General features: G+C 64.2%; 14 protein-coding genes. 8 read left to right on the forward strand and 6 right to left on the reverse strand.

Translation table 11 applies throughout. The annotated features are described in order from the left end of the window. From EN862_RS14085 to EN862_RS14105, 5 genes are read left to right on the forward strand one after another with little or no spacing between them, the layout of a single operon-like run. Positions 1 to 984: an NAD(P)-dependent oxidoreductase gene (locus EN862_RS14085; RefSeq protein WP_127864933.1), complete on the forward strand. Its 984-nt coding sequence runs from the start codon at positions 1 to 3 to the stop codon at positions 982 to 984. After that, positions 981 to 1,814, forward strand: a complete 834-nt coding sequence (locus EN862_RS14090; RefSeq protein WP_127864934.1) for an MBL fold metallo-hydrolase — start codon at positions 981 to 983, stop codon at positions 1,812 to 1,814. Before EN862_RS14085 ends, EN862_RS14090 begins: the two co-directional genes overlap by 4 nt. Next, the gene (locus tag EN862_RS14095; RefSeq protein WP_127864935.1) at positions 1,811 to 3,067 is read left to right on the forward strand and encodes a F390 synthetase-related protein; all 1,257 of its coding nucleotides are present in this window, start codon (positions 1,811 to 1,813) and stop codon (positions 3,065 to 3,067) included. Before EN862_RS14090 ends, EN862_RS14095 begins: the two co-directional genes overlap by 4 nt. Continuing rightward, positions 3,064 to 4,209 carry a GNAT family N-acetyltransferase gene (locus EN862_RS14100; RefSeq protein WP_245519573.1) on the forward strand — a complete coding sequence of 382 codons (1,146 nt, stop codon included), beginning with the start codon at positions 3,064 to 3,066 and terminating at the stop codon, positions 4,207 to 4,209. The genes EN862_RS14095 and EN862_RS14100 overlap by 4 nt, the downstream gene beginning before the upstream one ends. Beyond that, positions 4,206 to 5,201: a Rieske 2Fe-2S domain-containing protein gene (locus tag EN862_RS14105; RefSeq protein WP_127864937.1), complete on the forward strand. Its 996-nt coding sequence runs from the start codon at positions 4,206 to 4,208 to the stop codon at positions 5,199 to 5,201. The genes EN862_RS14100 and EN862_RS14105 overlap by 4 nt, the downstream gene beginning before the upstream one ends. A 222-nt stretch (positions 5,202 to 5,423) precedes the next feature. On the opposite strand, the gene EN862_RS14115 is transcribed toward EN862_RS14105, so the two are convergent. The 3 genes from EN862_RS14115 to EN862_RS14125 form a co-directional block, all read right to left on the reverse strand. Continuing rightward, the gene (locus EN862_RS14115) at positions 5,424 to 6,587 is read right to left on the reverse strand and encodes an ATP-grasp domain-containing protein (protein ID WP_127864938.1); all 1,164 of its coding nucleotides are present in this window, start codon (positions 6,585 to 6,587) and stop codon (positions 5,424 to 5,426) included. A 199-nt stretch (positions 6,588 to 6,786) separates the two neighbouring features. Then, positions 6,787 to 7,287, reverse strand: a complete 501-nt coding sequence (locus EN862_RS14120) for a DUF995 domain-containing protein (RefSeq protein ID WP_127864939.1) — start codon at positions 7,285 to 7,287, stop codon at positions 6,787 to 6,789. Positions 7,288 to 7,415: 128 nt separating this feature from the next. After that, positions 7,416 to 8,327, reverse strand: a complete 912-nt coding sequence (locus EN862_RS14125; protein WP_127864940.1) for a glycoside hydrolase family 26 protein — start codon at positions 8,325 to 8,327, stop codon at positions 7,416 to 7,418. A 593-nt stretch (positions 8,328 to 8,920) separates the two neighbouring features. On the opposite strand from EN862_RS14125, the gene EN862_RS14130 reads away from it, so the two are divergent. Continuing rightward, positions 8,921 to 10,753 (forward strand): cellulose synthase catalytic subunit, encoded by a 1,833-nt coding sequence (locus EN862_RS14130; RefSeq protein ID WP_245519625.1) that lies wholly within the window; start codon positions 8,921 to 8,923, stop codon positions 10,751 to 10,753. 269 nt (positions 10,754 to 11,022) lie between these two features. Then, on the forward strand, positions 11,023 to 11,424 hold the full coding sequence (locus tag EN862_RS14135; RefSeq protein WP_245519574.1) for a hypothetical protein: 402 nt from the start codon (positions 11,023 to 11,025) through the stop codon (positions 11,422 to 11,424). Positions 11,425 to 11,555: 131 nt separating this feature from the next. On the opposite strand, the gene EN862_RS14140 is transcribed toward EN862_RS14135, so the two are convergent. Beyond that, the gene (locus EN862_RS14140; protein WP_127864943.1) at positions 11,556 to 12,041 is read right to left on the reverse strand and encodes a MarR family winged helix-turn-helix transcriptional regulator; all 486 of its coding nucleotides are present in this window, start codon (positions 12,039 to 12,041) and stop codon (positions 11,556 to 11,558) included. A gap of 89 nt (positions 12,042 to 12,130) precedes the next feature. Between EN862_RS14140 and EN862_RS14145 the strand changes: the two genes are divergently transcribed. Next, positions 12,131 to 12,499 carry an antibiotic biosynthesis monooxygenase family protein gene (locus EN862_RS14145; protein WP_127864944.1) on the forward strand — a complete coding sequence of 123 codons (369 nt, stop codon included), beginning with the start codon at positions 12,131 to 12,133 and terminating at the stop codon, positions 12,497 to 12,499. Positions 12,500 to 12,502: 3 nt separating this feature from the next. Here EN862_RS14145 and EN862_RS14150 read toward each other — a convergent pair whose 3' ends face one another. After that, a complete protein-coding gene (locus EN862_RS14150) occupies positions 12,503 to 13,579 on the reverse strand; it encodes a glycosyltransferase family 2 protein (RefSeq protein WP_127864945.1) in 1,077 nt (358 codons plus the stop codon). 5 nt (positions 13,580 to 13,584) lie between these two features. After that, entirely contained in the window at positions 13,585 to 14,502 is a 918-nt protein-coding gene (locus EN862_RS14155; RefSeq protein ID WP_127864946.1) for a lysylphosphatidylglycerol synthase domain-containing protein, read from the reverse strand. Positions 14,503 to 14,541: the final 39 nt, after the last annotated feature.

Here is a 14,541-nt window from a genome sequence, read left to right on the forward strand (position 1 = left end):
ATGGCCGTCCTCGTCACCGGCGCAAGCGGCTTTCTCGGCGCCCATGTGCTCGAGCGGCTGGCCGCCTCGGGCACGCTGGCGCTCGGGCTCGGCCGCGATGAAACGCGCTGCGCGGCGCTCGAAGCGGCCGGCCATCGCATCATCCGTCACGATCTCGCGCAGCCGTTCGATGCCGCCCTCGACCCCAGGCTGGGCAGGGTCGAACGGATCATCCACTGCGCGGCGCTTTCCTCACCCTTCGGACGCCTCGCGGATTTCGAGGCGGCCAATGTCACGGCGACACGCAACCTGCTCGACTTCGCCAGGCGGCAGGGCGTCAGCCGCTTCGTCCACATCTCCAGCCCGTCCGTCTGCTTTGCCTTCCGCGACCAGCTCGATCTCACCGAGGATGCGGCCTTGCCGGAGCCGGTCAATCACTATGCCCGCACCAAGCGCGAGGCGGAGAAAATCGTGCTTGGCCAGCCCGATATCCATCCGGTGGTGCTGCGGCCGCGCGGCATCTACGGCCAGGGCGATCGAGCGCTGTTGCCGCGCCTGATCAAGGCGGCGAAAAGCCGGCCGCTGCCGCTGTTTCGCGACGGCCGCGCGGCCATCGACCTCACTCATGTCGACGATGTCGTCGACGCGGTCATGGCGGCGCTCGCGGCACCAGTCGAGGCCGAGAGTCGGATCTTCAACATCTCTGGTGGCGAGGTGCTACCGGTTCGCCGCCTCGCCGACGAGGCCTGCATGCGCGCCGGCTTGCACGCGCGCTGGCGGCCGATGCCGCTCGTGCCGGCGATGCTGGCGGCTGGCCTGATGGAAGCGGTGGCGCTGCGGCTTCCCGGCCGGCCCGAGCCGCCGGTCACCCGTTATGGGCTCGGTCTCTTCGCCTATGCGCAAAGCCTCGATCTTTCTAAGGCGAAATGCGTTCTTGGCTGGGCGCCGAAAATCTCGTTCGAACAAGGGCTTGACCGCACGTTTTCCTGCGGGACCAGGCCATGAAGCTCGTCTTCGCCAACAGCGCCTGGGTGAGCGCCGCTGAGCGGCTGATCCTGCGCGGCGGCACCTGGCAAAGCGTCAGGCTGCGTGTCCGCTACGGGCTGTTCTTTCACCCCGCCGCCGGACCGGTGCTGGTCGATACCGGCTACACGCCGGAAGCGCTGAGCGGCGACCGGCGCGGCCGCATGCTGCGGCTCTACGGCGCGCTGCTGAAACCCCAGCTCAATGCCGACGAGCAGGTTCTGCCGCTGCTGCGCCGTTTCGGCCTGTCGCCTGACGACATCCGCACAATCATCGTCACCCATTTTCACGCCGACCACATTTCGGGCCTGTCGCTGTTCCCCAAAGCCCGCTTCATCGCCAGCGATGCCGCTTGGGCGCGGGTCAAGATGCGCGGCCATAGGCGCAATCTGCGCCACGGCGTCTTCACCGAACTCTTCCCGCCGGACTTCGAGGCGCGGCTGCAGCGGATCTCCGAGAAATCCCGCGTCGCGCCACGTGGCGACATGCCGGGCGGCGCCGATCTCTTCGACGACGGAAGCGTCGTCGCGGTTGATCTTCCAGGACATGCCGATGGCCAGTTCGGCCTGCTGTTCAATGGCCTCGATCGACCGCTGCTCTACGCCGTCGATGCGCAATGGCTGCTCACTGCCTTGATCGAAAATCGCACGCCCGGTTTCCCGGCCACCCTGATCGCCGAGGAGGCGGCGGCGATCGAGCCGACCAGCGCCATGCTGCGCCGCTTCCTCAGCACGGGCGGCGAGGTGATGCTCTGCCATGATCCCGCGCCGACAGCCTACGATCTCGCTGCAAGCGATCCGGAGGTCGGATGAACGGCCTGGCGGAAGCGGTAGGCTCCTTCGCGCTGACACGCTGGGTGTCGCGGAAGAGCCGCGCGGATTTCGAGCGCTGGCAGGCGACTGCCTTGCGCCGTTTCCTCGATCGCGACCTGCCGCACGCCCCCTTTTACGGCAAGGCGCCAGCGCGCCTCAGCGATCTGCCGGTCACCGACAAGGCGCTGCTGATGGCGCGCTTCGACAAGTTCAACTTCGGCGGTCTCACCGCCTCGCAAGCCTGGACGGCCCTGGCGCGTGACGGCCGCGCCGGCGCGCTGACCGTCGGCGCCAGCACCGGCACCTCCGGCAACCGCGGCCTGTTCGTGATTTCCGAAGGGGAAAAATTCCGGTGGCTGGGCACGCTCCTCGCCAAGGCGGCACCCGATCTTCTCTGGCGCGGCATCCGCGTCGCCGTCATCCTGCCGCAGAACACCGGCCTCTATGACAGCGCCCACAAATCGCGGCTGATCAAGCTTGCCTTCTTCGATCTGACCGTGGGGCCGGAAAGCTGGCGCGATGAACTGGAAGCCTTCGACCCGACGGTGATCATCGCGCCGCCAAAGATCCTGCGGCATTTCGCGGCCGAGAACTTCCGGCTCCGGCCGAAGCGCGTTTTTTCCGCCGCCGAGACGCTCGATCCGGTCGATCGCCCGGTGATCGAGAACTTTTTCCAATTGCCGCTCGACCAGATCTACATGGCGACGGAGGGCCTGTTCGCGGTGACCTGCAGACAGGGTGGCCTGCATCTGGCGGAAGACTCCGTCTTCTTCGAATTCGAGCCGGCGGGCGAGGGGCTGGTGACGCCGCTGGTAACCGCCTTTCGCCGTCAAACCCAGATCATGGCGCGCTACAGGATGAACGACCTGTTGCGCTTGTCCAAAGAACCTTGCCGCTGCGGGTCGCCGCTGCGCTGCGTCGACGAGATCGTCGGCCGCATGGACGATGTTTTTCGATTCACGTCGCCGAACGGCCTGATCCTGGTCACGCCCGATGTGCTGCGCAACGCGGTGCTCAAGGCCGACCGCCGCATCGACGATTTCCGCCTCGTCCAGACAGGGCCGGACCGGATCGAGCTCAGACTTTCGCCGACGCTCGCCGACGGCGCGGCGGCTGCCGCTCATCAGTCGGTGCGCGCGCTCCTGGAAATACGAAGGGCCGCCGCCACCGTCACGCTCATCCGCGCGCCGCTGCCACTGGAAACAAGCCGCAAGCTGCGCCGCGTCGAATGCCGCCTGGAGCCGGCGCGATGAGGGGCGCGGCGACGATGGAAAGGCCCGCGCAGCAGGCCGACCGCGTCGAGAACAAGCCGGCAAAGGTCGAGGCTTTTGTGAGGCTTTTCAACGAGGTGCCGGTGCGCGATCTCATCGCCACCCTCAAGACGAAGGTGGAAACATTCGAGGTCGCTGGCCGGATTTTTCCGCTGACGCTGAACGACGCCGATGACGCGCCCAACTGCTACATCTGTTGCCCGACCGGCGCCTATATCGACTACGCGATCGACGAGACGCACAACTTCGCCGCCCACCCGCTGCTGCGGCGTGTGTTGAAGGCGCTGATCGGCGCCTGCGCGCCGCTGGTCAGGGCGAGCGGCCTCGACCATCAGGCGCAGGTCAACAACTGGCTCTATTCGACCAATCCGGTGCCGCTGCTCGACCGGCCGGCTGTGGCGTCGCTGCGTGCGGACCTGACCGCGCGTTTCCCCGATCGCGCCATCGTCATCCGCTCGCTGAACGATATCGCCGATCCGGCAACCATTGCCGCCTTGAAGGCCGAGGGGTTCCGCATGCTGGCGGCGCGCCAGATCTACATCTTCGCCGACCGCAGCGCCGCTCCCGCGATGACGCGCGACATGAAGCGCGATCGCGCCCGCCTGCGCGAAACACCGTTCGAGCGGGTCGGCAATGGCGATTTCACCGAGGCCGACTATGCCCGCGCCGAGCAGCTCTACGATATGCTCTATCTCGATAAATACACGCCGCTCAATCCCCACTACACGGCCCGCTATGTCGCCGAGATGCACCGGCGCGGCATCATCAGCCTGGCCGGATTGCGCCGGCCCGGCGGCGAGCTGGTCGCCGTCACCGGCCTGTTCGAAAACGGCCGCACGCTGACCCAGCCCATCGTCGGCTACGACACTGGCCTGCCGGTCGCCGACGGGCTTTACCGCATGATGATGGCAGTGGTGCAGGATCACGCCACGGCGCGCGGCCTGTTCTTCAACATGAGCGCGGGCGCCGCCGGTTTCAAACGCCGGCGCGGCGCGGTCGCCGCGATCGAATACAACGCCGTCTATGCCGGACATCTTCCGCTTCGCCGGCGCATGGCGATCCGTATCATGGAGGCCGTGCTGGCGCGGATCGGAATTCCCTTGCTCAGGAGGTTCGAACTGTGAGCGAGCGCCGTCGGGAAGCCTTTTGGCAGGCAGTGGCGCTGTCTGCCGACATCGGCAAGCGGCCGAAGCGAATCCTGCTCGATGGCGAGCCCGTGGTGCTGTTCCGTTCGGCGCAAGGTATCGCCGCGTTGTTCGACCGCTGCCCGCACCGGCTGGTCGAGCTGTCGACCGGCAAGATCGTCGGCGGCGAGATCGAGTGCCCTTATCACGGCTGGCGCTATGACGGCGAGGGACGCTGCACGGCGATCCCCGGCCATGTCGGCGCCATGCCCCATTACCGGGTCCGTCGCTACGCCGCGATCGAGCGCGACGGCGTGGTCTTCATCTCCTCCGGCACGCCACGGGTCGAGCCTTACCTTCACTGCATGCAGGGCAAGGACATCATCGTGCGGCGCGTACGCTCGTCGACACAGTCGACGGTGATCGATGCGGCGGAAAACATTCTTGACGCCACTCACACCCACTTCACCCATAAGGGACTGCTGCGCGGCCTTACCTCCAAGCGCCATCTGGTGCGGGTCGAGGTGACGGGAGGCGAGGGCTGGGTCGAGGCGAGCTACACCGGCGAGGACCGCCAGCAGGGCCTGATCAGCCGGCTGCTGGAAGGCGAGCGCGCGAAAACCATCGGCCGCTTCCGCCATCCCGGCATCGCCGAGCTGGAATATTGGGGCAAGGACGGGCTGGTTCTGGCCACCACCTTCCATCTGCGCCAGGCCGACGAGCGCACAGTCGAGGGCATCGGCTGGCTGATCGGCCGGCGCCAGGGTCTGCTCGGCGAGCTGAAGGCCCTGGCCTTCAAGCCGCTCTTCACCATCGCGCTGCATCAGGACCGGCGGGTGTTGAAGTCTGCAAGCGACAATGCCCGTTTCGCGCCGCAGGCCGTGCCGGTGATCGGCCCGCTCGACTTCCTGCGCCGCGACATCGCGGCGATCATGGAAGGGAAGATGCCGCTGGCTGCGAGCGAGCCGAGGGTGCATCAGATCGAATTGTGATGATTGGGCGAACGGAATTCCAACGTCTCATTCCGTCACACCCCCCTCTGTCCTGCCGGACATCTCCCCCGCAAGGGGGGAGATTGGCTGTCGCGACTGCTTTCGCCAATCATCGACGTTGCAGGAATGGCGCCGTCGGCGAAGCTGCTGATCTCCCCCCTTGCGGGGGAGATGGCCGGCAGGACAGAGGGGGGCGCTGTCCCGCCGACTTCTACAGTCTGCCTAGCCCGAGCCCGGCCCATTCCACTCGATATCCCGCGTCGAGGCCGCTTGCAGGCTGATCCGTTCGCGCCAAGCTTCCCTCGCAATCTCCGCCAGCGCTGGCCATTGCGCCCTTACCGGGGCTGAATCGCCCGGCCAATCGAGCAGTTCCTCGCCCTCGCGCATCGCCTCGCGAAAGCGGGCAAGCGCTCGCGAACGCAGCGCCGCCGGCAGCCCATAGATCCACATCGCGAGCCGCACCGTTTGCGGCCTGGTGACGTCCGGCCTGACCTCAGGACCGCCGCCCAGCACGGCGTCCACGAACCGCGCCGGATCGCGGAAGAAATGCAGGCCGCTGACCGCGCGCGGGTTGCATTCGAGCGGCAGCACGCGTCCATCCGTCTCGCGCATCAGGTCGAAGGAGATCTGCCCGGTCCATGCGGTGCCGGCGACGATGCGCTCGACCAGCGCCCGCGCCGCATCATCCTCGACCCGCTCGAAGAAGATGCCCGCCCCCCTGCCGGCGCGGTAGAGAGAACGATAGAGCGCCAGCGCCTTGAGCCGTCCCTCGCGCGCCACCGCATAGGCGCTGATTTCCTCTCCTTCGATAAAACGCTGCGCCACCCAGGGCATGGCAGGCGAGGGCGCGATCGCATCGAGGAAATCCGGTGTCGGTCGCAGCAGAACATGGCTGGCGAAGCGCGACCAAACCGGCTTGAACACCAGGTCGCGCGAGTGGCCACGCACCGACTCCAGATCGTCGCGGGAATTGAGAAGCGTGGTCTGCGGCACCGCCAGGCCAAGCTGTTCGGCAAGGTGAACGAAGCTGTGCTTGTTGTGGACCTCTGCCAGCAACCCGATGTCGGGGGCGAACACCTTTGCCGGCATGGTCCTGCGGCGCCAGGCCAGCGCAAGGTGAAAGACTTCCTCGCAGGTCGGGATGACCAGTTCGACACCTTCAGCCCTTATCAGCGCTTCCACCGCCTCGGCATAGGCTAGCGGTTCGAAGCGCGGCGGCGGCAGGCGATGATAGCGCGCGCAGGCCTTGCTCGCTGCCGCGATCGGCCGCGCCGGGGTGTCGGCCAGGATCACTCTGCGCCCGGCGCCGTGGAGAAGACGCGCCAGATGCAGCGCCACCGGCGCGCGCGCTCCCGTGATCAGGATGGATCTGTCAGTCCTCGGCATCGGTCATTCGCGGTCGTTCCCGTCGCGAAAACCGTTGCGCGAAATCGCTCTGCCAGGCAATTGCGCCGTTCATGCCAACCGGTGCGTTTCACCGTTTCATGGAATTCCGGACGGAATGCTATGGCGAAGACGCCGAGCCTAACCGCTCACACTTTTCCAGGAATTGCTCTAGGCATGGCGCCATGCCTGCGCGCAGCGACTACAGCTTCGCCTTGAAGCGTTTCACCTTCCTGCTCGCATAGTCGCCATTGCGCAGGTTCGATTTGCCGTGGCGGTCCGTGAACTCGTACCAGTCTCCGCCCGGAGATTTGCGCTGGTAGATCACCTTGCCGGCCTGGCGATGCTCGAAGCAGCTCAAGGAGGTCTTGGCGCCCCATGAGCCATGCCAGGTTGCCCGGAAACACAGTTTGCCGCTGCCGGGCATGAACCAGATGCCCTCGCCATAGCCCTTGCCGCCTTCGGTGGACCAGGCCGTAAACTGCCGCTTGCTAACCGCAAAATAGGCGGCGCCGTGATTGCCCCAGCGCCAGGAACGGTTCTTGTAGAGCTGATAGATGCCTTCGTCAGAGATGGTGGTGGCCTTCGCCGCCTTGTCGCCGATCCTGTTCGCGGCCTTGGCCATTGCGGCGTCCTGCAGGCCGATAACAAAAACGGAGCAGGTGAGCGCCGCTCCGACAAACTTCCCCACTGCACTTTTCACGATTTTACTCCGCCGACTGATTTACGCATACGCATCACCCACCGCCGAGCCAGCTCGGCGGCAACCCCACTTTAACAGCTTTAGCCGGAGACCGTCCCGGTCTGGCCGGGACGGGCATGGTCACGCCTTTATGGCAAGACGTGCTGGGTCACCCGCCAGTCGGGCAGGCCATAGCCGCCCAGCCACGGCCAGACTTCCTTCTGGTTGAAGTAGACGACCGAGGTCAGCGCCGGAAACTCCGCATAGGACTTGCGCGAGTCGTCCGACCATTTGGACACGTAGTCCTGCTTTCCGACATAGCCCAATTCGGCGACGACGATCGGCTTGTTGAATTTCGCGACACGGTCATAGCCCGGCTTCAGCGTCTCTTCGAAGGTCCGGTCGCGGCCCACCTCGTCATTGTCCTTCTTCTGCAGGCCGAACACCGACAGGCCGATGACGTCGACATAGTTGTCGCCGGGATAGTATTTTTCCAGGCCCTCGATACCCTTGGGCGACCACATGTATTTTGCCGCGGGCGCGGCCTTGCGGCAGACGTCCACCTCGCGCTTGTAGGCGGCGATCCAGTCCTTCGGCGCCCAGTTGGCCCAGGTGAAGCGGCCGTTGGTGTCTTCCATTTCCTGCGCCCAGCGGATGGTGACCGGGCTCTTCATCTGCCCGACGAGGTTGCAGATCGCTTGCATGTTGGCGTCATACTTGCCGCTCAATATGCCGTTCTTCAGCTCGGGCGGCGTGATGCGCCAGTCCTTCGACCATGTCCAAGGCTCGATGGTGATCAGCAGCGAGCGGCCGCGTTGCTGCGCGTAGGCATCGGCCAGAGGCAGCGTCGACAGGTCGACGTCTTCCCAGGGCAGGAACAATTCCTCAATGCTGGCCGTCTTGTCATTGCTGAAGTCGCCGTAAGGATCGTAGGAGCCGAACGCCGACGCCGCCGAGCTCGTCTTGATCGGATCCGTCCCGGCCGGCGATCCAGCCGACGCCGGCAAGGCCACGCCAACGATAAGCGCCGACACAAGCGCGGTTGCTGTGCAGAGTTTCATACCCGCCTCCATGGGCTTCAATGTCCGACGGACTTTGAAGCTTGCCACAACGTGCCGACCGAAACCGGCACGCAAACCCAAATATCGGTTGCCGACGTGGAAAATGCGGGTTTTCAGAGCGACTGGGACTGGCGTGCTTCAAGCGGTGCCGTCCACTATTGTTGTCCCTTCCGGCCCTATACATAGCCCTTGAGACGAGGTCGCCGCGATACTCACAAATTCGCGTCAACGTTACGATATTAACCCTTCCTCATATAAGAGCCTATGCTCAGTGAGAGTCAAGCGCAATTAACCGTTACTTAACCTTATCGCGATCGGTATGGTTAACGGGAAGGATGGCTCGCGCTGCCCCGAACGCTTCACACCTGCCCGCGTTGCGGGCCACGCCCGACCGGGAAGGTCGCGGATGCCGTGGTTGGTTAACCAGTTCCCAACAAGCGTGGTTAACGAAAGCCTAATCTTGTTGACTCTGCATTAGCTCAAGCTGATTCTGTAGTGGGATGAATGCGCTCGACCGGCTTAGCCGGGCGGGCAGGGCGGGTAGTGTGGGCGTATCTGGGGAAGCCGACGTTGTCGGCGGCAAAACTGCGTCATTGGGCAAGGCTGGCGAGGTTCCGGCCGGCCACGGCCCCAATGGCCCCTACCTAGTACCTGTGCTCACGTCGCGCCAGCAATGGATCTTGCGGCTTGGCCTTGCTTTCTGGTTCGTCGCGCTGGCTTTCTTCTGGTCCTGGTGGCTGCGGCCCGACCATGTCGATCATGTCGGGCCCTTTGCCCTCGCCACCATAGTGCTGGCTTGGCTGACCTTGATGCCGATGTATTTCCTGCTCAACGTCCATGCATCGAGGAAGTCGTCGAAGTTGCACACGATCCCGAAGCGCTCGCGCGTCGCCATGGTGGTCACCAAGGCGCCGTCGGAACCTTTCGCCGTGGTGCAGCGCACATTGGAAGCGATGCTGGCGCAGGACTATCCGCACGACACCTGGCTTGCCGACGAGGATCCATCGGAGGCGACGGTTCGCTGGTGCGACGCGCATGGCGTGCTGGTTTCGACACGCCGCGGCCGCGAGGACTACCACCGCAAGACCTGGCCGCGCCGGACCCGCTGCAAGGAAGGCAATCTCGCCTTCTTTTACGACCACTACGGTTACGAGCGCTACGACTTCGTCGCCCAGATGGACGCCGATCACGTGCCGACGCCGACCTATCTGACGGAAATCCTCTATCCCTTCGCCGATCCTGGCGTCGGCTATGTCTCGGCGCCCAGCATCTGCGACAACAATGCCGACGAAAGCTGGGCCGCGCGTGGCCGGCTGTTTGTTGAGGGGATGCTCCACGGACCACTGCAATCCGGTTACACAGCTAGCGGCGCACCCCTCTGCATCGGCTCGCACTATGCCGTAAGGACGAGGGCGCTGCGTGAGGCCGGGGGTCTCGGTCCGGAGCTCGCCGAGGATCATTCCACCTCAATGCTGATCAATGCCGCCGGCTGGCGCGGCGTGCACGCGATTGACGCAATCGCCAATGGCGACGGACCGCAAACTTTCGCCGATCTGATTACTCAGGAATTCCAATGGTCGCGCAGCTTGACGACCATCCTGCTTGAATACACGCCGGCATATCTGTCCAAGCTCAGCCCGAGGCTCAGACGGCAGTTCGTATTCTGCCAACTCTGGTATCCCATGTTCGCTTTGTTCGCGATGGCAACATATGCCATGCCGATCTACGCGCTTTTGTCGGGCAACAATTTTGCCAACGTGGCGTATCCGGAATTCCTTATCTACTACATGCCAAGCGCGGCCATCCCGATTGCTCTGGTGATCTTTCTAAAGAGGTTAGGTCTCTCGCGTCCATTCTCGGCCAAGGCTATCAGTTGGGAAGGGACACTCTTCCATTTGTTCGCGCGCTGGCCGTGGGTGATGGCAGGAACGCTAGCATCGGTTCGCGATTATCTGACCAAGTCATTCGTCGATTTCCGCGTCACGCCAAAAGGCAGCGGCCCAAAACACCTTCTGCCCGCCCGCGTGATCGTGCCATATGCTCTGCTTGCGATTGGTGCTTCGTTGCCGGTTCTTCTTGTGGAGCATCCTTCGAGAGCCCTCGGTTTCTACTGGTTAGCCGCGTTCAATGCGACGATCTACGGATTGCTGGTCGTGGTGATAGTTGGCAAGCATCTGACCGAGAACAAGATTTCGCTGCGGCAAGACGTGGGCAAGTTTGCGCTGCAAGGATCGCTCGCTGCCATCGCCGTATTAATCCCGCTGGCAGGATTTTACGACCGCGGGCTGCAAGGCATATATGGACTGCAGCAGGGCGCCGGTCACTTGCGCATCGTCAGGATAACCTATCCGGTTTCAGGCGCGGGGCAGGGCGGGGCCGGGACCCAGAACTTCTATTTCGACCCCGGCTGGGATCCGTCGCCCTGAGGCCGCAGGCGTCGTCGAGCCCATGGCCCGACTGAACCGCTGGCCCTCCTGACGACCGCCATTCGCAAAAAATGCTCAAATTTTAATAAAAGTAGGTCGAGTGCCGAAAGACCGCGCTCATCACGTCGTTTGCGCGAATTTTAATAAGTCTCCTCTAATATTAAGCCACGATGCGAGTGGATGTGAACCGCTTGCGCAATATGAACGAGAGGCAGGGAGAACATATCTCCGCGCTTCATCAAGAAATACTGTGGCCGGGGATGGCAATGATGAAATTCGCGAAAGGCGCGGTAGCGGTTGGCGGAAGATATGCCGTCGCGCTTGCCGCTGTCGCACTGGTCTCGATGGTGTCGGGCTGCCAGAGCATGGATACGATGAAAACCGGCTCGCTCAGCGTCAAGCCGGTGACTGAGCAACTCGGCAAGAAGATGCACCACGTCGAGAACGGGCGGCTGCATGTGGTCAGTCGCAAGCCGATGACACGCATGACCAGGGTGACGCGCGTCAGGGAAGAAGCCTATGCGGCTTTCGTGCGCCCGCAGCGGCTGCACATGCCGGCGCCGGTCAAGGTTTCCTACACGCTGGGCAGCGTTGGCCCGCTGCTTGGCCATTCGCCCTGGATTTGCGGCCCAAGCGGCTTCGGCCAGCGCTCGGCCTGCCGGGCTCGTTGAACCAGAAAAGGCGTCGTCGCCGGGGGGCGCGAGCCGGAGGCGAGGGGAAGCGCGCAATGCGCGCGCTGCCTCTTGCCTTCCGGCCGCCAGTCCACGAACCTCGTAATTGACACCCCACGGATCCGTAGCGGTCAGCTCTGCTCCTCCAGATCCGCGTCTCCTTCCAATCTTCGTCGCAGCACCATGATCACGCCATGCATGGTGTTGATGTCCTCGACCGCGAGCCCTTCGGCGAGGTCGTTGATCCAGGGTGCCTGAAGGCGCATGGCCGCGTCGTAAGCCTCGCTGCCCTTGTCCGTCAGCATCACGAGCTGCGCCCGCCGATGGTGCGGGTTGGTCTTGAAGGCGACGAGTCCCTCGCGCTGCAGGTCGTTGACGATGCGCTGCACGTTCTGCCGGTTGGCGCCGAGGTCGCGCGCCAGCCATGCCACAGGCTGTGGCCGCTCGGCCGCTACAATGGCTCCAAGAACCTGCCAACGGGCACTGGTGAGGCCGAGATCGGCCACCAGCCTGTCGCCGGCTGCACTGATGCGGCTGTTCAACCTGAACAGGTCGAGGATGAGATCGCTCAAGGCCTTGCCAGCCGCCGTCCGTTTCATAGCGCGCGAATTCGTCATTCTATATCCATATTGACATCATAATGTCAAATTAGTATGTATGCATAGTAACAGATTGACACCATAACACCAATATGAGGAGTTCTCCGATGACCCATATGCGTCCTCTCGACCCTGCTTTCCCGATCGACCGTCAGGTCGCGCTCGACGCCAACGCCGTCGTGCTGGTCAATGTCTTCACACTCGACAAGGCCGACGAGCAGGCCTTCCTGGAGATCTGGCAAGACGACGCAGCCTTCATGAAGCGGCAGCCGGGCTTCATCTCGACCCAGCTGCACCGGGCGATCGGCGACAGCCCGACCTATCTGAACTATGCGATCTGGGAATCGACCGCCGCTTTCCGCGCGGCATTCATGCATCCGCAATTCAGGACGAAGATTTCGACCTATCCGTCCTCGTCGGTCGCTTCGCCGCACCTTTTCCAGAAAGTCGCCGTGCCCGGCATCTGTGTAGCCTGAGCGCTATTTCCGGCGCGGCTTCGCCTTCCCGATCTGCGGCTTGCTCGGCCATTGCCAGCCGTCGCCTTCGCCAGGGGCGGGCTGCGGCCGCGCTACATAGGCGAGCGCGCCGTTGGCCTCAAGATAAACACGCGACAGCATCTCGGCCAGCACGCCCGACGTCACCGCCTGCAGCCCGGCGATCACCAGGAAGAAGCCGGTGATGAGCATCGGCCTTGTGCCGATGTCCTGGCCCCAAAATACCTTGATCGCGAAGAGATAGGCCAGGATCAGCGAGCCGAGCACGCCGAGCACGATGCCGATGCCGCCGAAGAAATGGCCGGGCCTGGTGCGGTAGCGCATGAAGAAGAACATGAAGACGAGGTCCAGCACGACGCGGAAGGTGCGCGAGATGCCGTATTTCGACTGGCCGTGGATGCGGGCGTGATGCGTCACCACCTCCTCCGCGATACGGCGCGGCGTCGTCACCGTCGCGAGCCACGCCGGGATGAAGCGGTGCATCTCGCCATAGAGGCGCACGCTGCGGATGACGCTGCCGCGGAACACTTTCAGGCTGCAGCCATAATCGTTCAGCCGCACGCCGGTGACGCGCGCGATCAGCCTGTTGGCGATGCGCGAGGGCAGGCGGCGCAACCAGAACCCTTCCTTGCGGTTCTTGCGCCAGCCGGCGACGAGGTCGAGATCCTCGGTCAGCAGGCGATAGACCATGCGCGGAATGTCGAACGGATCGTTCTGGAGATCGCCGTCGAGCGTCGCGATGACATCGCCGCGCGCGGCGTCGAGGCCGGCCTGCATGGCGGCGGTCTGCTTGTAGTTGCGCACCAGCTCCACGCCATGCACATGTGGCCCGTATTGCGCCGCCAGCCGGCGGATCTCGGTGGGCGTGGCATCGGTGCTGCCGTCGTCGACCAGCACCACCTCCCATGGCTGGCTGTAATTCTCCATCGCCTGATGGATGCGCACGAGCAACGGCTCGACATTGTCGGCCTCGTTGTACATCGGGATGACGATGGAGAGCTTGTGCTCGGGCATGACGGCGCCCTCGGGCAATCCGGAAGCCGGAATGGGAAGCACGTTCATGGCGGTCATTTCCTTGCCGGTCCCGCCGCCGGGGTTTCCGGCAGCGTCGATTTCGAGGGGAACAGCCAGGCGATCGCACCGGTCGCGACCGCCGAGCACAGAATGAAGAGATGGAGCGCGAGCGCCGCCTGCAGGCCGTCCTTCATGGCGATGCCGGAATAAAGCAGCGCCGCGGCGGCGCCTGCCTCATAGGTGCCGAAGCCGGCGACGCCCTGCACCGGCAGGATGGCGGCGGCTTCCGCGCCGACGGCGCCGGGAAAGGCGGTCTGGAACGAGGTGCCGAGCAGCATGGCGAGCAGCCAGCCCTGCACGCCGAGCTTCAGCGCCCAGTTGGCGATCGTCCACCACCAGCCATAGCGCGAGCGTCCCGTCGCCTCGGTGAAGATGTCGCGCAATTTGCCGAGCTTAGAGACGATCCTGCCGCCCGCCGTCCAGTTGTGCGGCGCGCGTGCCCAGCGCGGCAGGTACCATGCGGCGGCGATCAGCGCCGCGATGCCGGCGGCTCTCAGCGCTGGATGCAGGCCCGGCCAGACAAGGCAGGCCAGCACGCCGACGACGAAGGCGTCCTGCAGCCTGAACCACAGAAGAGATGCGCTGGCCCGCACGATCGAGACGCCGAACACCTGGCGCAAGAGGATCGGAAAGGCCGTCTCGCCGCCGCGGAACGGCACGATGTTGATCATGGCATTGTGGATCAGGATAACGCGCAGCGTGGCGCCGAAGCGGCCGTTCACGTCATCGCGGAACTCGTCGCAGACGCGCAGTGCCCTGAGCACATAGGTGACGAACAGCGCTGCCGCGACCGCCACGAAAGCGCCGGGCGTGATGGAGGCGAACGCATCGCCGACCATCTTCCAGCGCTGGTCGCTGGCAAGCCATGCCAGCAGCGCCAGGGTGACGATTATCGAGAATGCTCTTTTCAACCAGTACTCCGCCGGCTTCCATCGCCGCGTCAGCGGCCG

This window comes from Mesorhizobium sp. M2E.F.Ca.ET.219.01.1.1 (genome assembly GCF_004016445.2).
In the GTDB taxonomy this organism is placed as follows: domain Bacteria; phylum Pseudomonadota; class Alphaproteobacteria; order Rhizobiales; family Rhizobiaceae; genus Mesorhizobium.